This is a genomic window from Pseudoalteromonas sp. NH0006-26, assembly GCF_057552415.1.
The window spans coordinates 279,812-302,350 of sequence record NZ_BAAJMJ010000005.1 but is presented as its reverse complement, the minus strand read 5'-3'; the positions used below and the strand labels follow the sequence as shown (position 1 = coordinate 302,350).

The window sequence follows — 22,539 nt, the reverse complement described above, 5'->3', positions numbered from 1 at the left end:
ATTCACAATGAGCAACAACCCATTAACTCCCCCCATAAATATTGGTATCGCAGTGTTTGAGCATTTGTTGGTAACCAGTCTCACATTACCGATTGAGATGCTGCGTGCGGGTGAGGCTTTTGCTAAAGGCCATAGTGATAAAAATAACTTTAAACCTCTGGCTATTCATTTAGTGGCTAAAAATAGTGATGCCATTAAGACGCGAACTGGACTATCGATTATTCCTGATTGTACTAGCGAAAACTCACCTTATTGCGATTTAGTTATTGTGCCTGGTATTTGGCGTAACCCTCGCCCGGTGATACGCGCTAATCAACAATTAGTCACTTGGCTGATCGAGAGCTTTACCGTAGGAAGTCATATAATTGGAGTAGGCACAGGTAATTGTTTTGTTGCAGAGGCTAGTTTACTTGACGGACATCCCGCTACTACCCATTGGCATTATGCTAAACAGTTTAAGCATGACTACCCTAATGTAAGTTTAAAACCTGATTTTTTTATCACCCAGTCAGAACGTATGTATACCGTAGCCAGTTTAAATGCACTTGCTGATGTTATCGTACATATTATTAGTCAATATTATGGTAAAGAAGCGGCACAACATGTGGAGCGCAACTTTTCCCATGAAATTCGTAAACCCTATGAAGATCAACGTTACTTAGAGGGAGCAGTAGATAGACAGCCAGATGAGCTGATTGCACAAATACAGTTTTGGTTAAAAACCAATCTAGCCAGTGAGCTCAACTTACAGGAGGTTGCGGCTCAATTTAGTCTAAGTTATCGCACCTTTACCCGTCGCTTCAGAAGTGCCACTAACCAAAGTCCAATCGAATATTGGCAACAATTACGAGTAGAAGGCGCCAAAGATTTATTGGCATCTTCTAATTTATCGATTCAGGAAGTTGCTTTAGAGGTTGGCTATAATGATCAAGGACATTTAACCCGAGTATTTAAAAAAGTATTACGCCAAACACCCAGCGAATACCGTAAAGTCGTGCGACGAAAATTATTTGGTTAAGTTTTAACTAAACCGTGTTCACTTTTGATGGTTAGCAAAGATTGATATAGCCTTGATTAGATTTTTTTATATATATAAATTATAGTATTACGCATGAGGCGTGGTGAAATTAATACAGGGAGATAGCTGATGGATAAACTTACCAATCTGCTTGTCGATCAACAAAACAACACATCCATTGAGGCTAAACTAACTAACTTACTCGCGTTGGTACGCAAACATTTAGATATGGATGTTGCTTTTATATCTGAATTTATTAACGATGAGCGGGTTTTTAAAGTGGTCGATAACCCCTCTGAAAACCAAATTGTTAAAGTGGGTAATGCCGATCCGATTAATGAAACGTATTGCCAAAAAATCACCGATGAAAAGCTCAGTCCAATTATTACTAATACCAAAGCTAACCCTATAACCAAGGCTATGCCGGTGACCAAAAAGTTAGGTATAGGCGCTTATATAGGTGTTCCTATCAACCTGTCGAACGGCAAACTGTATGGCACGTTTTGTTGTTATAAATCACATCATGATGAGAGTTTAAACGATCGCGATTTATCGTTTTTAAATATTATTTCTGAAATAGCGACGGACTTAATTGAAAAAAACTTATCCAAAAGTGTATCGCACAATCATACCAAATCAGTTATTCAGCAAATTATTAGCGATAATGATATTAGTATGTATTTCCAGCCTATTTATAATCTACGCCATAATAAAATTGCGGGTTTTGAATCACTTGCTCGGTTTTTTACCACTCCTTATAAAACCCCTGATATATGGTTTAAAGAAGCAAAAAAAGTTGGCTTAAATGAAGCATTAGAAATGCTAGCCATTAAAAATGCAGTCGCAGACATGGCACGGTTAAATGATACAACTTACATTGCCATTAATTGCTCACCTTCGCATATTCTAAGCGGTGCACTTGAACATACATTACAGCAAAGTGACTGCACTAGGCTAGTATTAGAAATTACTGAGCATTCGCCAATTTCCGACTACGAAAAAATGCGAACTGCACTTACACCACTCAGAAAAAGAGGGCTTCGCTTGGCCATTGACGATGTAGGCGCTGGCTTTTCGTCATTTCAGCACATTTTAGAGCTTGAAGCCGACATTATTAAATTAGATATCAGCCTCACTCAAAATATAAACACTGACGATCGAAAATTTTTGCTGGCAAAAGCACTGTGCGGGTTTGCAAAAGCAATCGACTGCACCATCGTTGCCGAGGGAATTGAAACCGAAGAAGAACTCAACTCGTTAAGAAAGCTCAATGTAGATAGTGTGCAAGGTTATTTTATTGGCCGCCCCGCAGCAATTAACGATGCACTTAGTTTACTAAACGCAACTCTACTAGCATAAAAAACACCACTATTTAGTGGCGTTCGCTATCTATACTGTCTTTTCGATAATAGCGTTTATGATAACTTTTTACTTTAGCGTGCACACCTTTGCTAAGACTTTTAAACTTAGCTTCGAGCACATCAACACCATATAAAATACCAACCACCAGTATAGAAAGCTTAATTGCAGCACCTAGGTTTTCGGTTGCGATCATCACCCCAATAGACGCAAGCACCCAAATAGTAGCAGCAGATGTAACCCCTACCACGGCACCATCTTTTGCCAGCATTACGCCTGCACCTAAAAAGCCAATACCCGTGATTATTTGCCCCACTACACGAGAATGATCAATCACATCCCCTTGTAAATTAAACGCCGTAGATAAAAACAAATATGTACCTAACGTTATTAACGCAGATGTGCGAATACCTACGGGTTTGCCGCGCAATTGGCGTTCTATACCAATAATAGCGCCACAAAAAGCAGCGGTGCCAATGGCTGCCCATGAATATGGCGCTACATCGATAAAATCTAAAAATGTCACTTAATATCCTAATCTATTTTACTTTTCCAATAGCAACTGCCGTTCTGAGCCTTTGGCTACCAAATGCCGACATTTTACTAAAGTCGCTGCGTGCAATTGGTACATACTGACAATCTATTGCTAGCTGGTTGTCATTACCAGGCTCGCAAAATGGGTCATGTACGTAAACACAATGTGCATCTAAATGGGTTACACACACCCAGTGCGGTGATTTTTTACCATCAAACCGATAGGTACTAATTAACAGCAACACACTAAATCCCTGACTCAACCAGTTTTCTATGTCAGTTAATTCAACATCTTTTTGTGTAACTGAAATATTTGCCGCTGCAATACCTTCAACAAACTGTTGATGAACCGTGGCCAATACTGATTTTTTGTTATCACTGCGAACCCCATCTAAAAATAATGGTTCAGATGTATTAACAATCACCTCACTTGTAAAACCGCGTTTATTTGCAGCCAGTGCCAAGCCAAATGGGTGACAACCGCCATGCCCAGAGGTCATAAAAATCGTGGTGCCTTCACGCCACAAAGCTAATTCATGTGACTGACTCAGCTCTGTGTTTGAGTCAAGAGTAGCCATTGCCATTAATAACGCAGCAGGACCACAGGTAAACTCGGTGGTTTGCTGATACCATGGCGTTAAACGCTCAACCTGCAACTCACTGGTTTGGCGAATATTTTTTTGCATGCGTAAGGCATCACTGTGATCGTCATAATAATCACTGTATTGACCAAATACGCGATACCCCACACTTTTATAAAGCCCAATGGCGCTGTCGTTATTTACTGCAACTTCTAGGCGCAAATAAATACGTCCACGCTCACTGGTCGCTTTTTCAAGTTCATTGAGTAATTTTTTGGCTATGCCCTTGCCCTGCATTGTTGGTAATACGGCTAACGAATACAAACGCGCTAAACGCGTGCCTTTATGGCACCACACTAAGCCATAGCCACATAGTTGCGCATTTTGCTCAGCAACTAATAAAATCCCATGTTTAGCCCCAAGCCAGCGCTTTAAACTACGCGCACTTAGCTTATCGTTACTAAAGCAAGTATTTTCAAGCGCCACCAACGCCTTTAAGTCAGAGGTTATTGCAGGGCGAATAACTAGCTTAGTCGCCTCTGCCACTATTACTTTTTCAACCAGAGCAATAGGCATTAGCCGCGGCCTCGTGCTTCTAACCGCTGTTTAAACTCATCCATTATGATCATGTATAGCTCGTCACCTAAGTAACCATCTTCTACTTTGTGATCAATGCTCGGGTTGTCGTTTACTTCCAATACATACGCACGACCTTGGTGCTCTTTAACATCTACACCGTATAAACCTTTACCCACTGTTTTGCAGGCCTTTAAAGCAGCGTCTAACACAGCTTTTGGTAACTCAAAGGTAGGTAACGTTTCAAAGCCACCGGAAAAAAAACGTTTTGCATCATGGTTGTATATTTGCCAATGGTTACGCGCCATTAAATAACGACATGCATAAATAGCACGACCATTAAGTACCCCTACACGCCAATCGTATTCGGTATACATGTACTCTTGTGCCAATACCAGCGCACTCAGTGCAAATAATTCACTAAGCTTAGCTTCTAATTCATCACGATTAGCAACTTTATAAACGCCTTTTGAAAACGACCCTTCTGGCATTTTTAATACCAGCGGATAAGTAAATGCAGCTTCTAATTGCTCAATGGTATCGCTTGATTTATCAGCCACTACTACTGTTTTTAAACTCGGTACTTTTTGATAATTAAATGCATCATGTAAGTACACTTTATTACAACAACGTAAAATAGATTCAGCATCGTCAATTACCACTAACCCGAGACTTTGCGCTTTACTTGCAAGCCGGTATGTTGGATGGTCAATTGCTGTAGTTTGGCGAATAAATAACGCATCAAACTGGGCAATATTGTCTATTTCATCAAAGCTGAGTGCTTTTGCGTTAATACCATGTTTCGCTGCTGCTTTTATAAAACGAGCTATTGCATCTTTATCACTTGGCGGTACTTTTTCGTTATGATCAACCAATATCGCCATATCCCAACGAAAACGGCGCTCTACTTTACCAATACGCCATTGAGTTTGGGTAAACTCATTTAGCTTTTCAATAAACGCAGCATATTGTTGCTCACTTAATGAGGTTAAAGAGCCTTGTTGCAATAAACCTTGCTGATCGACAAATAAAATAGGCGCTGGGTATTGTTTAAATACCGATTTAGCCGCTTTACCTTGTAATTCGTTTAGAGCATTACCAAAATATACTGCGCCATCAATATGCCCAGTATTTAAAATAGGTGCTTGTCCACTTCTAAGCGCGTTTATTGTTTTAACGCTTGGTAATACTTGGTGTTTGCGGGCTTCTGCAAGCAAAGAACAATAATAACCCTTACTCAAGTATTGGCTTGAGTCGCATAAATTAATAATGCGGGTTTTAGGTTCGTTACGTTTGGGGTAATCTCGTAAATAGGTGTCAAATGTAATTACATTTTCAAATGAAAGAGCAAGTGCTTGCTCATTGTTATCAACCACAATTAAGGTTTTAAACACGACTTTTCCTGGGGTCTGCTGACCTTTAAAGGTTAAATTTGCAGCAGTCTGTTTGGTATTTAGGCAAGGCGGAGCCTATGTGGTGTGGTTTTCTCCACATAAATAGGCGATAACGCAGCATCAATGCCAAACAGGCGCTGCCCGTAGGGTTCTGCCTAGAGGCGATTTACTCTTTGTTGCTCGGCTTTGACTTAGTCCACTAGGTTACAAGCCTCACGCCGCGATTAAACCGCCCCTAGTTTGAACAAATTTTAATCCGCAAAGGTCAACAGGCCCTGAGTCAAAATATAAAAAACACCCTGGCTAGTTAGCTCAGGTAGTTAAACAGCAAATAGAAACACCCATCGCACTAAGTGCAGCAAATAGCAAATCACTTAATACGATAGGTGCTTTAACGAATATCTACTATAAACGTTAGCGCTTAAATTGCTTAAGCGACACTTGCTTTATAAGCCCTTTTTTAGATACGTACAAACGAGATATTTTTAGCGTGAAGATAAAAATATTTGATGAACTTTTTTATTGTTAATTTGTGTTTTAAAATAGCCAAAATTTACCACTAAAAGTGATCATTATGTCTCTTCCCGCTTGTCCTAAATGCCAATGTGAATACGTTTACGAAGACCAACAGCTGCTTATTTGTCCAGAATGTGCCTATGAGTGGAACCCGAGTATTACTAATGACGAAGACGCTATTTTAGTGAAAGACGCAAACGGCACTTTGCTTGCTGATGGCGATAAAGTAACCGTAGCCAAAGATTTAAAAATTAAAGGCAGTTCTCAGGTTATTAAAATTGGCACCAAGGCCTTAGTAAGACGTGTACTTGATAAAAAAGATCATGAGCTTGACTGTAAAGTAGATGGCATAGGTGAAATGATGGTAACGGCCAAGTTTGTGAAAAAAGCATGAAATTACAGAAAGTAATAACGCTTAACTGCTAATTTTTTAGTTCTTTAGATAGCGCAGCTAATATTTGATCGTAGGCATTCTGATTAAAATTACTTGAGTGTGGGTTCATAAAACCATGTAAGTAATCAACATGCTTTACGTTAACATTAGCCTTTGTTGCAAGCTCCACCTGTAGTGATTTAACATCAAAGTGCGGCTCATAATACGGAAATATGAGTTCAATCTCAAATTGTGGTTGTATATCTGTATGGTGCCTAATTTGTGAGCTGTAAAAACAAATGCCCTTAGCTATCGTTTTAATCGCCGGGTGTGCAGACATTGACCAAATTGCCGATGCGCCAACACTAAAACCTATCAATATAGTGTTGGCAGCGAGTGGTTTAATCGCTTTTTGTAAAATAGCTATATACTCATCAAGGCCAATATGCTGGCTAAAATACTCATAGGCCTGCTGTTCACAGTTAAACGCCATATCAACCCCGCCATAGGGATCGACAATAGACTGAGCGTTTAGTTTTTCAGCTAATGCTTTTAAAGCCGCTGTATTACCAAAAATATCACTGACCAATACTAAGTTCATAAACGGCTCATCTTTAATTTTATTCTATAAGTTTTAGGCAATAATTTAACAAAGAGGCCTACGAGATGCTGCGCCTCAGAGTAAGAGACAAATAAATACTACATTCAAAGCACTTTAACCACATCGTAACTATGTTTTACATCGCCGATAGTTAAGTTAACTTCATCATCGACTTGTTTACCTAATAACTGTTGCCCTAAAGGGGCACCAGAGGTAAGTACTTGAATAGTTGTGCCTTTAATATCAACGGTTAATCCACCAGCTGCTGGGCCTAAATAAAACCATTTTTGTGTGCCTGCATCATCTTCTAAACATACCAATGAACTGACTGCTATTGTGCCTGTAACGGCGTCGTTGTAGATGGCTTCAAATAGTTGTATTTCTTTATAACACTCATTCACCCGATCAGCGTGACCTTGCGCTAAATACGCAGCTTCAAGCCCGAGCGTATCATATTGAGTTTCTGCAATACTTTCTTCGTGAGTCGCGGTATCGTGGGCTGTTTTAGCTGCAATTTTCGCAGTATTGAGCTGCTCTTCTAAGGCAAAACGCAGGTGCTCTGTAACATGGGCTTTATTCATTTGGAAATTCACTAAATACGGTAAAAATAATTTGCTATTTTATACCAATCTACTTGGATATGGGACCTATTTTAACGATAAGAAAATTGCTCTATAACTAGGCAAAATTTTTGACATCTAGTTGTTCTAAATGAAAAAATTTTAACAACGTTATAGGGGAATTTAATTCGTTAAATTGTTCAAATATTTATGCAGGTTGGTATTAGCATTGTTGCTACATCGAACACTATCCCTTTGCTGTGTAACAACAATGCTGATTTAAGCCTATGGCATATCCATTAATGCCTGCGTTTGCTGATCCACTTGCTTATCGTAGTTTTTAACACTTAACCCAAGTAGCTCGGGTAATGTTGCAGCAATACAAATGGACGATAACGTGCCTACGACTATTCCTGCAAACAGAGCAATTGCAAATCCCTGAAGCGGCGCACCTGCTAACAGCCAAACACTGGCCACCGTTGCGAGCGTAGTCCCGGAGGTAATAAGCGTACGAGTTAAGGTGCTTTTGATAGCACTGTTGATAATACTGCTTGGTTTGAGTGTGATGTTTGTTGGTATGCGCAACAGCTCGCGCACCCTGTCACCCACTATTATTGAGTCATTTAGTGAGTAGCCAATAATCGCCAACAAACTGGCTAAAACGGTTAGGTTAAACTCTATTTGTAACCATGCAAATAAGCCAACCACTAGCACCAAGTCATGTAATAAAGCCACCACAGAGCCTAATGCCAAACGCCATTCAAAACGAACAGCTAAATAAATCATTACCGCAACCATCGCAGCAAATAATGCTAAGCAGCCTTGTTCAAATAGTTCATCACCCACTTGAGAGCCAATATAAGCCGATGATAAAACTTCAGCATTTATAGCAGGGTTTTGGCTAATGGCCGTTTTCCAGTCATCGTTATTGCCTGTATTAATGGGGCCTTGTGTTAATTGAAAATGATTATTGCCCTGTGCTGTTAGTTCAAATTCACCTTGGTGGTTTTTAGCAATAAATTGCTCAAGCTGTTTTAGTTCAACACCTTGGCTGGTGGTGAACTCTGTTAAATATCCACCCGTAAAATCAAGGCCAAAGTTGAGCCCTTTTTGTGCAATGGTTAATACCGATAACAACACAAACATAGCACTGATCAGCATGCCTGTATAACGTATACGAGACCCTGCCTCACATTCTAAAAAAGTGTTAAGCATGCGCGTTTACTCCTGCTTTTTTACCCAGCTTTAAATATAAGCTTTGGCTTAAATACTTCGATACATACACACCAGTAAATACCGATGTAATAAGTCCTAGCGCCAGCGTTATAGCAAAGCCTTTTACCGGGCCATAACCTATGCCATATAAAATAATCGCGGTGATCATCGTGGTAATATTGGCATCTAAAATAGTATTCGCTGCCTGTTTATAGCCCTCTTGTATCGCTTGATATGGAGGACGTCCTTTGCGGCGCTCTTCTTTTATACGCTCAAATATAATCACGTTAGTATCAACCGCCATCCCTATAGTTAATACTAAGCCTGCTATCCCTGGAAGAGTTAAAACCACCCCAGGTAATAACGATATTAGCCCCACTAAAGAGGTTAAGTTTAAAATTAACGCAACATTTGCAATAAGCCCTAAACGGCGGTACCACAGTGCCATAAACGCAAGCGTTAAACCCATGCCTAACATTAACGCCGCTAATCCATTATTAATATTATCTTGGCCAAGGCTTGGGCCAATAGTTTGCTCATGCACTATAGTTACGGGCGCAGTGAGTGAACCCGCGCGTAATAATAGCGCTAAATCGGCAGCCGCTTGCTGGCTTTGCATATTGGTTATACTAAACCGTGAGCTTAAATGCTGGGCAATGTTCGCCACATTAATAACTTCGCTTTTTTTAACCACTTCGCCTTTAGCATTTTGTGAATACTCTGAATAGAGCGTTGCCATAGGTTTGCCTATATTTGCCTTTGAAAAAGCCGACATAGCATCGCCACCTTGGCCATCTAAGCTCAGTTGTACCAAAGGTTTACCCCAGTCATCACGGCCTATATTAGCGTTATTAATATGCTCACCGGTAAATATAGGTACAGGGTCGAGCTTAATAGTCCCTCCCGATTGCAAATTAAACGTTTGCCCGCCTCTCTCTTTAAGTTGATAAAACCCCAATGACGCGGTTGCACCAATTATGCGTTTTGCTTCAGCTGGATCTTGCACGCCAGGTAGCTCAATACGAATGCGCTGCTTACCTTGGCGCTGTGTAACGGCCTCAGTTATACCGAGCTCTTCAATACGTGAGCGAAGTGTGGTGAGTGTTTGGCTCATCACTTCTTTATCAAATGCGCTGCGCCCTTGCTCAGAATAGCTAATTTTAACGACCTGTAAGTTGCCATTAGTTGATGTGGTTGTAGTGAGGTTTTCAAAACGGCTTTTAAGCTCTTTTATGACAACTGTTAGCTTATCGCCAGCATTCTCAAGCGCACTTATTTCAAAGCCCTGATTAGTCTGCTTCGCTTTAACGCCATAGGCTTTTTGCTTAACAATAATGGCTTTTGTTTGTTGATATGCACTGAGCAATTGCTCATCAATGGCTTTATTTAAATCAACATCAAGTACAAACAATACCCCGCCGTTTAAATCAAGACCCAGCTTTATGGGCGATAAGCCAAACTCTTGTAACCAAATAGGACTGGTTGCATGTTCAACAATTTTAACCTGTGTATTTGGAAAGTTTGATTTTAAAGCCGCCTGAGCTTGGGCACTTTGTGTAGGTGTATTTAAAAGTACATTAATATTTGCTTGGTCTTTTAAACTTTCACTAACTTCAAAACCTTGGCTATTTAAAAAGCTAACTAGGTTTTCAGTACTTGGCATTACTTGCGTTTTAACATCAGAAGCTGCACTAATATGCAACCATGACTTATTCGGATATAAATTAGGTAAGGCGCTTATTGCTAGTAACACTAATACAATCAGCATGGCTACATAGCTCAATTTAAACTTAGCCTTAAATGGCTTTTTCTCTTTTTTTAGACTTAACATAGTTATTCCTTATTACTCGGCATAGCCCAGTAACGTACCTATTAGGCACAATTAATCTGCAGGTCAAAACGCGATGCGTTAAAACCAATTAACATTAAATAAGGAACTTTAAGCGTGATAGGTAGTTACAGCGGTGTATAACAGGTTAGCGTCTTTCCAGCCGCTCAAGCGCGACTTTTTACTTTTAAATACCCTAGTATACCAAGGCTGACTTATAGTGACTGCTTGCGGTCGCAAAAAAATATGCCGACAGCCATTTAGGGCAAAAAACTCATGCACTACATCGTATTCAGGATCCCCCTGCGCACTATGTAGAAATAAAAATGAGTTATTGGCTGTTAACCTAGGCTGATGCGCAGCAAAATCAGAATGCTTTGAGTTTTTATGCTTTAAATTGCCAAGCGATTTTGTAGGTGTAGGAGTGTTAGTTAAATGGTCAACATTAATAACATCGCTATAACTGCTTTGGTTACTGTTTAATTCGTGCTTTACGCCCATAGCATGGCTTTGCACACTAAAGAGTGCAGCAAAAAACAAGCATGTAGCGAAAAAAACGCGAAATTTAAACATTTGCCATTTAAAACTAAAATAAAGGATAGCTAGTATATAAGGGCAGCTAATTAAAATACAATAGCCGTTCTTAAGCTAATTAATTTATATAAAAACAAATACTGAGATCCTCGATGCGCTCCAGACAAAGTTCAGTAAAACGCCCCGACGCCATGAATTTAAAACAAAGCATTCAAACTCTTTGGCCTTATATCACTAAATTTAAAGGCCGTGTGCTGATTGCCATATTAGCGCTAGTCGGTGCTAAAGGCGCGACATTACTCATGCCATGGGCTTTAAAAGAAATAATTGATACGGTTGATAAATCAATTAATCCACTACTTCTTGTTCCTACTTTATTACTGATTATGTACGGCGCATTGCGCTTTGCTAGTGTATTTTTGGGTGAAGTACGCGATGCAGTATTTTCGCGAGTCACCGAGCATGCCATGCGAGATATTGGCCTTAAAGTGTTTAAACATTTGCACTCATTAGATTTAGCTTTTCATTTAGATAGGCAAACTGGCGGCATAAGTCGAGACATAGAGCGTGGTACCAGTGGTTTAAGCTTTTTAATGCGTTTTTTAATGTTTAATATTGTGCCCACGTTGTTTGAAATAATGACTGTGGCGATTATTTTTGGCACCTTATTTTCTATTTGGTTCGCACTGATCACCCTACTTGCTGTGGCTATTTATATCTTTTTTACCGTGACGGTTACCCAATGGCGAAACCGCTTTATTCGTGAGTCAAACGCTGCCGACAACCAAAGTAACACCCGCGCCATCGACAGCCTATTAAATTACGAAACCGTAAAATACTTTAATAATGAACAACATGAAGCCCAAACTTACGACACATTTTTAGCAACCTGGGAACAAGCTCGATTAAAAAATCGACTCTCGTTACTGGCGCTTAATTCAGGGCAAGCACTGATCATTGCATGTGCCATAACCGCATTAATGTGGCTTGGCGCCAATGAAGTGGTTACCGGCGAGTTAACGATTGGTGAACTGGTGATGATCAATGCGTATATGATTCAACTATTTTTACCGCTTAACTTTTTGGGATTTGTGTACCGTGAAATACGCCGTGCCCTTACCGACCTTGAAAACATGCTTGGGTTATTAAATACCTCACCCAAAGTAGCAGATAGCGAAACCGCGCAACCATTAACACTCAAAAATGGGGCAATTAGCTTTGAAAATGTCAGCTTTAGCTACGATAGTAAACGCCCTATTCTTAAGAACGTTAGCTTTAATGTGAACCCTGGTGCTAAGGTAGCGGTTGTAGGTGCTAGTGGCGCAGGTAAAAGCTCGTTAGCCCGCTTGCTATATCGTTTTTATGAACTTTCATCGGGCGCTATAAAAATTGATAATCAAGCCATAAACACAGTTACCCTCGCAAGTTTGCGTAAAGCTATTGCCATAGTGCCGCAAGATACTGTGTTATTTAATACCAGCATACGCGAAAATATTCACTATGGCAGACCCAGCGCCAGTGAAGATGAAGTAAACAAAGCTATAAACATGGCGCATCTAACAGACTTTATTAATAGCCTAGATAAAGGCGATAAAACCTTAGTCGGTGAACGCGGACTAAAAGTCTCTGGCGGCGAAAAACAACGTATTGCTATTGCTCGCGCTATTTTAAAGCAATCGCCGATTTTAATTTTTGACGAAGCCACTTCCGCGCTCGACTCACAATCTGAGCAGGCCATATTAAACGCTATGCGAGAAGTAGCCTCTAACCACACCAGTATTGTTATTGCGCACCGCTTATCAACAATTACCGATGCCGATACTATTATCGTGCTTAAGGCCGGAGAAGTGGTAGAGCAAGGTAAACATGATGAATTACTCATGCAAAATGGTGAATATGCTCATATGTGGACCTTGCAACAAAAACAGTCCAAAGCGCAATAAACTAAGCCACTCGGGTACAATTTAAGTATCTGAGTGCTATTTTACTAGTATTTCATTCATCTTATCGACCGGTACGGTTATTCACCTCAAAAGGTTTGTTTGCAGTGAAGTTATCAATACAATCAAGTAGCTATTTTTATAACAAAAATATAACGAATTAAATAACGTGAATTCATAGGGGAAAATAATGAAAAAGAGTTTAATTGCAGCGGCGCTCGCTGCCACATTTATTACTGGCTGTTCTGAGCCACAAACAACAAAAACTGAGCAAGTAGCAGCAGTTGCAGAAAAACCACAAGTAACAGAGCAAGCCGAATTAGGCACGTTTGGGGTTGATTTAACTGCGCGTAACGAAGCTGTAAAGCCAGGCGACGATTTCTTCATGTACGCCAGTGGTTCATGGTACGACAACTATGAAATGCCAGCAGATAAAACCCGCTATGGTGCATTCTCTGCGCTAGCTGAGCGCAGTGAAGATCGCGTTAAAGAAATTATTGAAGAAATTGCAGCACGTGAAAACTTAAACGCCGAAGAGCAACTGGTCGCTGACTTTTATAACTCGTACATGGATACTGAGACGCTTAACAAACTTGGTATCACGCCAATTAAGCCGTTGCTTAACGACATCAATTCGGTTGCCTCTACTGATGATTTGGCAAAAGTATTTGGCCAATCTTGGCTTACGGGTGTAAGTGCACCACTTGGTGGCGGTATGTGGTTTAACCGTTTAGATCCCAATAAATACGAAATGTCATTAGGTGCAGGTGGCTTAGGCTTACCTGATCGTTCTTACTACCTTGAAGATGCAGAACGTTTTGTAAAAACCCGTGAAGCGTATGTTGCACATATTGCCGATATGCTTAAATTTGCAGGGGTTGATAATACCACAGAGCGTGCACAAGCGATTTTAGCGCTTGAAACCAAAATTGCAGAAGGTCATTGGCCACGTGAAAAACGCCGTAATCGTGATTTAACCCTAAACCAAGTAAAACGCGATGAGTTAAGTGCGCAATACCCAGGATTTAACTGGGATTTATACTTTGCACAAACAGGTTATAAAGTACCACAATTAAATGTATCGCAGCCTGAACCTGTTAAAGCCATGATTGACTTAATCAATAACGAAGATTTAAGCGTATGGAAAGACTACCTTACATATCATGCGATTAATGGTAACTCACGACTATTATCTGAAGAAATATTTAACACTAGCTTTGCCTTTTATGGAAAAGAGTTAAATGGTCAACAAGAGCCACGTCCACGCTGGAAACGCGCTATCAGCCAAATGTCTGGCACTAGCTCATTGGGCTTTGCAATTGGCAAAATTTACGTAGATCGTTATTTCCCTGAGTCATCTAAGCAACAAATGTCAGAGCTTGTTGAAAACTTACGCACAGCACTTGGTGAGCGTATTGATAACTTAGATTGGATGGGCGCAGAAACAAAAGTAAATGCGCGTGCAAAATTAGCGGCGTTTGTGCCAAAAATTGGTTACCCAGATGAATGGCAATCGTATGAAGGCTTAAGCATTAGCAAAAATGACTTAATGGCTAATGTAAAAAATATGCGTGAGTTTTTCCAAGCTGAAAGTGTAGAAAAAGAGCTGAAAAAGACCGACCGTAATCGTTGGGGCATGACACCACAACGTGTTAATGCTTACTACAATAGTTCGTTTAACGAAATTGTATTCCCTGCCGCTATACTACAACCGCCGTTTTTCGATCCAAATGCAGATCCAGCAGTAAACTACGGTGGCATTGGCGCTGTAATTGGCCATGAGATGGGCCATGGCTTTGATGATCAAGGCTCAAAATCTGACGCTAACGGCATTCAACGTAACTGGTGGACTGACGAAGATCGTGCTGCTTTTGATGCTAAAGCTGACAAACTGGCGGCTCAGTACAGCAAATATGAGCCAATTCCAGGTAACTTTGTAAATGGCCGCAACAGTTTAGGTGAAAATATTGGTGATGTGGGTGGTTTAGCCATGGCTTATCATGCTTACAAACTAAGCTTAAATGGTAAAGAAGCACCGGTAATTGACGGTGTAACCGGCGATCAACGTTTCTTCTTAGCATGGGCACAAGTATGGAAAGAAAAACGTACTGAGCAAAGTATGTTAAACCAATTACGTGGTGGTACACACGCACCAGGTCGCTTTAGAGCACAAGCGCCTCGTAACCATGATGCTTGGTATAAAGCATTTGATGTAAAACCAGGCGATGAGTTATACCTACCAGAAGAAGAACGCGTTCGTATTTGGTAATACCTGACAAACGTTCATCGTTTGTAACGAATAAACAGCCCGCTTATGCGGGTTGTTTTATTTTTGGCTACTAACAATACTTACTAGCCCTACCCCGTATTTACCTTTAGAATATGGGCTTGCAAATTTTTTCAATTATTTATACATATTAAGGCGAAACGCAGATGGGAAGAGCTTACCAAAACAAAAAAGATTCAATGGCTAAAACTGCGGGTGCTAAAACTAAAGTTTATTCAAAATACGGTAAAGAAATTTATATTTGTGCTAAAAATGGCGGTGTTGATCCAGACGGCAATCTAGCACTACGTCGTTTAATTGAACGCGCTAAAAAAGACCAAGTACCGGCTCACGTAATTGAACGTGCTATTGATAAAGCCAAAGGTGGCGGCGGTGAAGACTATGCAGCCACGCGTTACGAAGGCTACGGGCCAGGTAACTGTATGATTATTGTTGACTGTTTAACCGACAACAACAAACGTACTTTTGCTGATGTACGTGTATGTTTTACCAAAGCAAACGCTAAAATTGGCGCACAAAACTCAGTTTCACACTTATTTGATCACCTTGCTATTTTTGTGTTTGACGGTGACGACGATGAAACCGTACTTGAAGCACTGATGATGGCAGATGTTGATGTTACCGACGTTGAAGTAGAAGACGGCAAAGTGACCGTATTTGCACCGCACACTGAATACAACAATACCCGCACAGCACTTGAAGAAATAGGTGTTACAGAATTTGACGAAGACTTAATTGCCTTTGTACCTCAAGTTGAAGCCCCTATTGAAGGCGAAGACGTTGAAGTTATGGAGCGCTTTTTAGCCATGCTTGAAGATTGTGATGACGTACAAAACGTGTACCATAACGCTCAATTTTAATCGTTAAGCGAACAACCTGAACTTCGAATAATAAATCTGTTTCAAGCAGAGTTCAGATCAAATAATGTTTAAAGGTCAACTTAGTTGGCCTTTTTGTTTTATGTAAAATGGATTAGTTAATTTTGAATACCCTGACAAAGCTGCGTACCGGTGCCTTAACTGGTGTTAGTCACTTACAATTGGCTGAAAACCTCACTGACTTTCCAGAAGAAATTTTCACTCTTGCCGATACCCTTGAAGTGCTGGACTTATCAAACAATCAATTAAGCGATTTACCCGCTAACTTTGCTAAACTTACAAAGTTAAAACGGTTATTTTTATCATTTAACCAATTTCAGCATATTCCTCGTGTATTAAGTCAATGCCCTGAATTAATAATGATAGCCTTTAAGGGGAATCAAATTACTGAATTTAGTGAGCATAGTCTGCCACAAAGCACTCAGTGGTTAATATTAACTGACAATCAGCTTACTCAATTACCTGACTCTATGGGTGAACTAACCAAACTTAAAAAGCTAGCGCTGGCAGGAAACCAACTCACCCATTTACCCGTGACTATGCAAAACTGTTCAGCATTAGAGCTGGTGCGTTTAAGTGCTAATAAACTAACCCAACTTGATGACTGGCTATTTGAACTCCCCAAACTGACTTGGTTAGCGTTTGCAGGGAATGAGTTTAATCGCTCACAACAACTTAACCATGAGTTATTCCCGCGTACACCATTAACTGAGATTGAACTGGATAAAGTTATTGGCCAAGGTGCATCGGGTATTATTCATAGTGCCCAATGGCAAAATAGCACGATTGCCGTAAAACTGTTTAAAGGCGCTATAACCAGTGATGGTTCTCCATTAGACGAAGTTAACTGTTGCTTACAAGCACAGTTACACCCAAACTTAATTAAAGTGCTTGCTTATATTGAACACAATGAGCAACTTGGGTTAGCTATGGAGCTTATTGACCCTAGCTACGCTAACTTAAGGCTGCCTCCTAGTTTAGAAACCTGCACACGAGACACCTTCAAAGATGATTGCCATTACAGCACGGCAACAATTTATGCTATTGCTAAGCAACTCGTCAGTACTGTTGCCCACCTGCACCAGCATACACTTAGCCATGGCGATATTTATGCGCATAACATTATGATCAATGAAAATGATGAAATAGTGTTTGGTGATTTTGGTGCGGCGACAAACTTAGTCACACTCAGTAACTATCAACAGCAACAAATGCAGCGCATAGAAGTCCGTGCTATCTGCTGTTTAATTGATGATTTACTTTCTACCTGTAACGAACAAAGCGCAGAGGTGATCCACCTACAACATATTGCAAAGCAATGCATGAGTGAAGACATAGTGCAGCGTCCAACGTTGAAAAATTTGGCGGACTGTTTATAAATAAAGCAGTGCAAAAAAGCATAAAAAAGCCACGCGATGCGTGGCTTGGCTGGATAAAGTAAAATTTAACTACACGGAAAAATTATAAATAAGCACCCAGCGCTTTAACTTGATCTAACATGCGGTTTGAGAAACCCCATTCGTTGTCGTACCACGCCATTACTTTAACTAATTTACCATCAGCACGCGTTTGCGTTGCATCAAAAATAGATGATGCTGGGTTATGATTAAAGTCGATAGAAACAAGCGGTAGCTCGTTGTACTCTAAAATACCTTTCATAGAGCCAAACGCAGCGTCTTTAACCACTTGGTTAATTTCTTCAATGCTTGTATCACGCTTAGCAATAAAGGTTAAGTCAACCAATGACACATTGATAGTTGGTACACGTACCGCCATGCCATCTAGTTTACCGGCAAGTTCAGGTAGTACTAAACCAACTGCTTTCGCTGCGCCCGTTTTAGTTGGGATCATAGATTGAGTTGCACTACGCGCACGGTATAAATCTGGGTGGTATACATCAGATAAATTTTGGTCGTTAGTGTAAGCATGAATGGTGGTCATGCTACCTTGTTCAATTCCTACTGTGTCGTTAATCGCTTTAGCAACAGGCGCTAAACAATTGGTTGTACATGAAGCATTAGAAATAATGTTGCTATCGGCATTAATTACATCGCTATTTACACCGTGTACTACCGTTGCATCCATATCAGTACCAGGAGCCGATACCACTACTTTTTTCGCGCCCGCTTCAATATGCTTATTAGCTGCTTCGCGAGAAGTAAATAACCCCGTACATTCAAGTACGATATCGACGTTTAGAGCTTTCCACGGTAAATTAGCAGGATCACGTTCTTGCGTTAACGTGATCACATCATCGCCAATTAGCATGGTGTTGTCTTTTAGCGTTACTTGCTGTGAAAAACGACCATGTACTGAGTCAAACTGAGTCAGATGAGCATTTACATTGGCTGGCGCTAAATCGTTAATAGCTACAATTTTAATTTCATTATTTTGCGCTGACTCATACAGTGCACGCAATACATTACGACCAATTCGGCCGTAGCCATTAATTGCTACATTAATCATTTTTGACTCCTATTAACTTCACATGCTTGGCGAGCAAGCGTTTCAATAGCTTGCCAGTCTTTATTTTCAATAAGTTGTTTGTCTAACATCCACGTACCACCTACGCAAATAACATTGTTAAGTGCTAAGTAATCAGGCGCAGTAGCTAAACTAATGCCACCGGTTGGACAAAAAGTAATATCAGGTAATGGGCCGCCAATCGACTTAATCATCGCTGTACCGCCTGCGGCTTCTGCAGGGAAAAACTTTAAAAATTTAAAGCCATGCGCTGCCAAGTTCATCACTTCGCTTGGGGTAGCTGCACCTGGTAAAAAAGGAATACTTGACTCTTTTGCCAATGCTAACAGTTCATCACTTACACCAGGGCTCACCATAAAGTCAGCGCCCGCTTCTACTGAGGCGTTAAAGCTCGCTTTATCAACCACAGTGCCAGTACCTACATAAGCTTCTGGTACCTCAGCTTTCATTAGCTTTACAGCTTGTGCAGCAATTGGCGTACGTAGTGTAATTTCAAGTGCTTTTAAGCCACCGTTGTATAACGCTCTTGCAAGTGGTGCCGCATCTTCTAATTTTTCGATTACCACTACTGGCACAACCGGTGCCGATGCTAAGATTTTTTCAATACTCATTACTTGTTCCTCATTACCCAAGATGGCTAATTATTATTCAAGTCCAAAAGCACTTGCACCTAAATCGGCACTGCTCACGATATTTCTAAACCCAGTAAATAATTCACGGCCTGTACCAAATGTTTGGCTTGCTTGGCTAATTTGTAGCTCACGCTGTGCAAGCTCTTCATCGCTTACGTGTAGTTTCAAAATGCCATTAGGTGCATCTAGTGTCACCACATCGCCTTCATGAATTTTAGCAATAATACCGCCTTCAACCGCTTCAGGTGCTAAGTGAATTGCTGCAGGTACTTTACCTGATGCGCCCGACATACGACCGTCGGTAACAATAGCCACTTTATAGCCCTGATCTTGTAATGTGGCCATTACCGGTGTGAGCTTATGAAGCTCAGGCATGCCTTTGGCTTTTGGCCCTTGCTCTTTAAGTACAGCAATAAAATCTTGGTTAAGTTCGCCACGGCTGTAGGCATCTTGTAACTCACCTTGTGAGCTAAATACTTTAGCCGGTGCCGACACCACTTGATGAGACTCTGCAACCGCAGAGACTTTAATAACCGCTTTACCTAAGTTACCCGTTAGTAGCTGTAAACCACCTTGCTTACTAAATGGGTTACTTACTGGGCGAAGTACTTCTTCATCATGTGAGTTTTCTGGACACGCTACCCACTTAACTTTGCTTGGGCCGTTCGCATCACTCATAATTAGGTTGTCGTCTTTATCGAGTAGTGGCTCACACATGTAAGGTGCAAGGCCTTCGCCTAAAATAGTGGTTACGTCTGTATGAAGGTAACCAGCACCTGCTAATTCACGCATTAAGAAGCCCATTCCGCCGGCTGCTTGAAAGTGATTAACATCTGCTGAGCCATTTGGGTAAATACGCGTCAGTAATGGTACAACTGCTGATAAATCAGACATGTCTTTCCATGTAACTTGAATACCGGCCGCTTTAGCAATCGCCACAATATGGATTGCATGATTGGTTGAGCCACCTGTTGATAACAAGCCAACTAAGCCGTTAATAATGGTTTTTTCGCTGATCACATCCGCTAAACACGGGCCATCTTTGTTTTCAGTAAGCTGCTTAAGCATGGTTTCAACCGCATTACCGGTTAAGCCATCACGCAGTTCTGTGTATGGGTTTATAAACGAGCTACCTGGTAAGTGTAAGCCCATTATTTCCATTAGCATTTGGTTTGAATTTGCAGTGCCATAAAACGTACAGGTACCCGCACTGTGATAAGAAGCGCTTTCAGCTTCTAGTAGCTCTTCACGAGATACCAGTCCTTGTGCAAACTTTTGACGAACACGTGCTTTGTCTTTGTTTGGAATACCTGACTGCATTGGCCCTGCTGGTAAAAAATACACTGGTAAGTGGCCAAATGATAAAGCACCAATTAATAGGCCTGGGACAATTTTGTCACATACACCTAAACAAAACACACCGTCAAATACGTCATGCGATAACGATACCGCAGTAGACATAGCAATCACGTCACGAGAAAACAGCGATAGTTCCATGCCGTCACGCCCTTGGGTAACGCCATCACACATCGCAGGAACACCGCCAGCAACTTGCGCGGTCGCGTCAAATTTAGTGGCAATGCTTTTAATTAAATCTGGGTATTCTTTGTAAGGCACATGCGCAGATAACATGTCGTTATATGAATTAATAATTGCAAGGTTTGGAACCTCATCTGCTTTTAAACGCGCTTTGTCGTCGCTGCTGCACGCAGCCATAACATGGGCGATATTGCCACAGCCTAAACCAGCACGAACTCTTGTTTGTTTTTTTGCGTGCGAAATACGATCTAAATAGGCTTGACGGGTTTGTTTACTGCGCTCAATAACGCGTTCTGTGACTTCTTGAATTCGAGGGTGCAACATAATTTTACTCATCTCTATTCGTTAGAGGATAAAGGCTCAGTAACAATTATAGACTCCACGAAAATAACTGTACTGAGCATCTTTGACTTACCCGTTCAAAGGTACGCTACCAGGGAGCCTCTCACAACAACCCTGACACCGGTGTCAGGGTATTAACGCATGACACTGACACCGGTGTCAACCCTGAGTAATAAAAATAGTCCTTTTTTTTAACATGTACAATAAATAAACGTGAATTTTTAATGAAATATCAGTGGAAAATAATGAAGATTAAAAATGCAGATAAAAAAAGCCCGAGTAAGCGTCACTCATACTCGGGCTACTGTGAAAAATCGGTGTTATTTTACGGCTGCGGTAGACTCACGCGTGATTAATTTGGCTTCTAAAATCACTTTATATGGTGACTCTTGCGGTTCAATAATGTGGGTAATTAATTGGGTAACCGCTTGTTTAGTCATTTCTTCCACAGGTTGCGCTATGGTCGTTAGGCCTGGCCATATATGACGCGCTATGGGCGCATTATCAAAGCCTGCAATAGAAATATCGTCTGGAACGCGTAAGTTGCGCTGCGTGGCTAATTTAAGCACAGCGGCTGCCATGTAATCATTCGATGCAAATACAGCAGTAGGACGTGGCGATAAATCCAAAATACTCCGAGCACTGTCTACCCCTGAATGGTAACTAAAGTTACCCTCTTCAACTAAGCGTTCGTTAAATTCAATACCATGGCTTGCCAGTGCGCGTCTGTAGCCTTTAAAACGCTGCTGTGTAGCACTGTGATCAGGATGACCTTTAATAAACGCGATAGAGGTATGCCCTAGGTTTATTAAATGTTCGGTAATCTCAAATGCGCCCTGCTCGTCATTACTGGTAACAGAAATAGAGTCATCTTCTAAAATAGCAGAAGCCACTCGAGCATAAGGAATTTTTTTCGACTTTAAAAAATCAACCAGTTCTGAAAAGTCACAAAATGGCGGCGTAAGCACTAAACCATCAAGGCGTGATGACTGTAATAGCTGCTCTATGTTATTAATGAGTGCCTCACCTCTGAGCTCACAAGGGTGAATCAACAAGTTATAGTTGTTTTCTTGGCATGCAGCCAATGCGCCTGTTTGCACACGAGTAATATAACTTTTACTTGGATTGTCGTATAAGCAACCAATAATAAAACTACGGTTTTGTGCAAGTCCTCGAGCAATGGGGTTGGGTGTGTAATCAAGCTCTTTAAATACCGCTAATACTTTCTCGCGTGTAGCCGCACTCACATTTGGTTCGTTATTTAGTACGCGCGATACCGTTTTTTTAGATACACCTGCATAACTGGCGACGCTATTTATAGTGACTTTTTTCATCTATTTATTTCCAA

Annotated in this window: 19 protein-coding genes; 7 read left to right on the top strand and 12 right to left on the bottom strand. The window is 40.8% G+C overall.

What is annotated here, in order from left to right; all coding sequences use genetic code 11:
- The first annotated feature begins 7 nt into the window (after positions 1-7).
- Complete coding sequence (locus AC27JR_RS10135) at positions 8-1,018, top strand: GlxA family transcriptional regulator (protein WP_487173499.1); 1,011 nt, start codon at positions 8-10, stop codon at positions 1,016-1,018.
- Between the two features lie 129 nt (positions 1,019-1,147).
- Positions 1,148-2,377, top strand: coding sequence for a sensor domain-containing phosphodiesterase (locus AC27JR_RS10130; protein ID WP_487173498.1), 1,230 nt, complete (start codon positions 1,148-1,150; stop codon positions 2,375-2,377).
- 13 nt (positions 2,378-2,390) lie between these two features.
- Here the strand turns inward: AC27JR_RS10130 and AC27JR_RS10125 are convergent, their stop codons facing one another.
- From AC27JR_RS10125 to AC27JR_RS10115, 3 genes are read right to left on the bottom strand one after another with little or no spacing between them, the layout of a single operon-like run.
- The gene (locus AC27JR_RS10125; RefSeq protein WP_008110519.1) at positions 2,391-2,903 is read right to left on the bottom strand and encodes an MgtC/SapB family protein; all 513 of its coding nucleotides are present in this window, start codon (positions 2,901-2,903) and stop codon (positions 2,391-2,393) included.
- A 13-nt stretch (positions 2,904-2,916) separates the two neighbouring features.
- Entirely contained in the window at positions 2,917-4,068 is a 1,152-nt protein-coding gene (locus tag AC27JR_RS10120) for a peptidase C39 family protein (protein WP_487173497.1), read from the bottom strand.
- Entirely contained in the window at positions 4,068-5,462 is a 1,395-nt protein-coding gene (locus AC27JR_RS10115) for a RimK family protein (protein WP_131690970.1), read from the bottom strand. Before AC27JR_RS10115 ends, AC27JR_RS10120 begins: the two co-directional genes overlap by 1 nt.
- Before the next feature lie 574 nt (positions 5,463-6,036).
- Here AC27JR_RS10115 and AC27JR_RS10110 point away from each other — a divergent pair.
- Positions 6,037-6,372 (top strand): zinc ribbon domain-containing protein YjdM, encoded by a 336-nt coding sequence (locus AC27JR_RS10110; protein WP_487173496.1) that lies wholly within the window; start codon positions 6,037-6,039, stop codon positions 6,370-6,372.
- Positions 6,373-6,400: 28 nt separating this feature from the next.
- Here AC27JR_RS10110 and AC27JR_RS10105 read toward each other — a convergent pair whose 3' ends face one another.
- From AC27JR_RS10105 to AC27JR_RS10085, 5 genes are all read right to left on the bottom strand, one after another.
- Positions 6,401-6,952: a dienelactone hydrolase family protein gene (locus AC27JR_RS10105; protein WP_487173495.1), complete on the bottom strand. Its 552-nt coding sequence runs from the start codon at positions 6,950-6,952 to the stop codon at positions 6,401-6,403.
- A 104-nt stretch (positions 6,953-7,056) separates the two neighbouring features.
- On the bottom strand, positions 7,057-7,533 hold the full coding sequence (locus AC27JR_RS10100) for a transcription elongation factor GreAB (protein ID WP_487173494.1): 477 nt from the start codon (positions 7,531-7,533) through the stop codon (positions 7,057-7,059).
- 264 nt (positions 7,534-7,797) lie between these two features.
- Positions 7,798-8,727: a protein translocase subunit SecF gene (gene secF / locus AC27JR_RS10095; RefSeq protein WP_487173493.1), complete on the bottom strand. Its 930-nt coding sequence runs from the start codon at positions 8,725-8,727 to the stop codon at positions 7,798-7,800.
- Entirely contained in the window at positions 8,720-10,558 is a 1,839-nt protein-coding gene (gene secD, locus AC27JR_RS10090; protein WP_487173492.1) for a protein translocase subunit SecD, read from the bottom strand. The genes secF and secD overlap by 8 nt, the downstream gene beginning before the upstream one ends.
- Before the next feature lie 108 nt (positions 10,559-10,666).
- Positions 10,667-11,128 (bottom strand): hypothetical protein, encoded by a 462-nt coding sequence (locus AC27JR_RS10085; protein WP_487173491.1) that lies wholly within the window; start codon positions 11,126-11,128, stop codon positions 10,667-10,669.
- A 113-nt stretch (positions 11,129-11,241) separates the two neighbouring features.
- Between AC27JR_RS10085 and AC27JR_RS10080 the strand changes: the two genes are divergently transcribed.
- The 4 genes from AC27JR_RS10080 (at position 11,242) to AC27JR_RS10065 (ending at position 17,573) form a co-directional block, all read left to right on the top strand.
- The gene (locus AC27JR_RS10080) at positions 11,242-13,032 is read left to right on the top strand and encodes an ABCB family ABC transporter ATP-binding protein/permease (RefSeq protein WP_487173490.1); all 1,791 of its coding nucleotides are present in this window, start codon (positions 11,242-11,244) and stop codon (positions 13,030-13,032) included.
- Between the two features lie 187 nt (positions 13,033-13,219).
- Positions 13,220-15,298 (top strand): M13 family metallopeptidase, encoded by a 2,079-nt coding sequence (locus AC27JR_RS10075; RefSeq protein WP_131690964.1) that lies wholly within the window; start codon positions 13,220-13,222, stop codon positions 15,296-15,298.
- A 164-nt stretch (positions 15,299-15,462) separates the two neighbouring features.
- Complete coding sequence (locus AC27JR_RS10070) at positions 15,463-16,176, top strand: YebC/PmpR family DNA-binding transcriptional regulator (protein WP_131690963.1); 714 nt, start codon at positions 15,463-15,465, stop codon at positions 16,174-16,176.
- Positions 16,177-16,298: 122 nt separating this feature from the next.
- The gene (locus AC27JR_RS10065; RefSeq protein ID WP_487173489.1) at positions 16,299-17,573 is read left to right on the top strand and encodes a leucine-rich repeat domain-containing protein; all 1,275 of its coding nucleotides are present in this window, start codon (positions 16,299-16,301) and stop codon (positions 17,571-17,573) included.
- A gap of 82 nt (positions 17,574-17,655) precedes the next feature.
- On the opposite strand, the gene gap is transcribed toward AC27JR_RS10065, so the two are convergent.
- From gap to AC27JR_RS10045, 4 genes are all read right to left on the bottom strand, one after another.
- Positions 17,656-18,660 (bottom strand): type I glyceraldehyde-3-phosphate dehydrogenase, encoded by a 1,005-nt coding sequence (gene gap / locus AC27JR_RS10060; protein ID WP_008110546.1) that lies wholly within the window; start codon positions 18,658-18,660, stop codon positions 17,656-17,658.
- Positions 18,657-19,289 (bottom strand): bifunctional 4-hydroxy-2-oxoglutarate aldolase/2-dehydro-3-deoxy-phosphogluconate aldolase, encoded by a 633-nt coding sequence (gene eda, locus AC27JR_RS10055; protein ID WP_010389844.1) that lies wholly within the window; start codon positions 19,287-19,289, stop codon positions 18,657-18,659. Before eda ends, gap begins: the two co-directional genes overlap by 4 nt.
- Before the next feature lie 33 nt (positions 19,290-19,322).
- Positions 19,323-21,173 carry a phosphogluconate dehydratase gene (gene edd, locus AC27JR_RS10050; RefSeq protein ID WP_487173519.1) on the bottom strand — a complete coding sequence of 617 codons (1,851 nt, stop codon included), beginning with the start codon at positions 21,171-21,173 and terminating at the stop codon, positions 19,323-19,325.
- Positions 21,174-21,511: 338 nt separating this feature from the next.
- Positions 21,512-22,525: a LacI family DNA-binding transcriptional regulator gene (locus AC27JR_RS10045; RefSeq protein ID WP_109874710.1), complete on the bottom strand. Its 1,014-nt coding sequence runs from the start codon at positions 22,523-22,525 to the stop codon at positions 21,512-21,514.
- Between the last annotated feature and the right edge of the window lie 14 nt (positions 22,526-22,539).

Bases quoted from the DNA above. Each gene is read 5' to 3' on its own strand.
- AC27JR_RS10085 (WP_487173491.1), bottom strand. From the start codon at position 11,128: ATGTTTAAATTTCGCGTTTTTTTCGCTACATGCTTGTTTTTTGCTGCA.
- AC27JR_RS10080 (WP_487173490.1), top strand. From the start codon at position 11,242: ATGCGCTCCAGACAAAGTTCAGTAAAACGCCCCGACGCCATGAATTTA.
- AC27JR_RS10075 (WP_131690964.1), top strand. From the start codon at position 13,220: ATGAAAAAGAGTTTAATTGCAGCGGCGCTCGCTGCCACATTTATTACT.
- AC27JR_RS10110 (WP_487173496.1), top strand. From the start codon at position 6,037: ATGTCTCTTCCCGCTTGTCCTAAATGCCAATGTGAATACGTTTACGAA.
- eda (WP_010389844.1), bottom strand. From the start codon at position 19,289: ATGAGTATTGAAAAAATCTTAGCATCGGCACCGGTTGTGCCAGTAGTG.
- AC27JR_RS10070 (WP_131690963.1), top strand. From the start codon at position 15,463: ATGGGAAGAGCTTACCAAAACAAAAAAGATTCAATGGCTAAAACTGCG.
- secD (WP_487173492.1), bottom strand. From the start codon at position 10,558: ATGTTAAGTCTAAAAAAAGAGAAAAAGCCATTTAAGGCTAAGTTTAAA.
- AC27JR_RS10100 (WP_487173494.1), bottom strand. From the start codon at position 7,533: ATGAATAAAGCCCATGTTACAGAGCACCTGCGTTTTGCCTTAGAAGAG.
- edd (WP_487173519.1), bottom strand. From the start codon at position 21,173: ATGTTGCACCCTCGAATTCAAGAAGTCACAGAACGCGTTATTGAGCGC.
- secF (WP_487173493.1), bottom strand. From the start codon at position 8,727: ATGCTTAACACTTTTTTAGAATGTGAGGCAGGGTCTCGTATACGTTAT.
- AC27JR_RS10130 (WP_487173498.1), top strand. From the start codon at position 1,148: ATGGATAAACTTACCAATCTGCTTGTCGATCAACAAAACAACACATCC.
- AC27JR_RS10045 (WP_109874710.1), bottom strand. From the start codon at position 22,525: ATGAAAAAAGTCACTATAAATAGCGTCGCCAGTTATGCAGGTGTATCT.
- AC27JR_RS10120 (WP_487173497.1), bottom strand. From the start codon at position 4,068: ATGCCTATTGCTCTGGTTGAAAAAGTAATAGTGGCAGAGGCGACTAAG.
- gap (WP_008110546.1), bottom strand. From the start codon at position 18,660: ATGATTAATGTAGCAATTAATGGCTACGGCCGAATTGGTCGTAATGTA.
- AC27JR_RS10135 (WP_487173499.1), top strand. From the start codon at position 8: ATGAGCAACAACCCATTAACTCCCCCCATAAATATTGGTATCGCAGTG.
- AC27JR_RS10105 (WP_487173495.1), bottom strand. From the start codon at position 6,952: ATGAACTTAGTATTGGTCAGTGATATTTTTGGTAATACAGCGGCTTTA.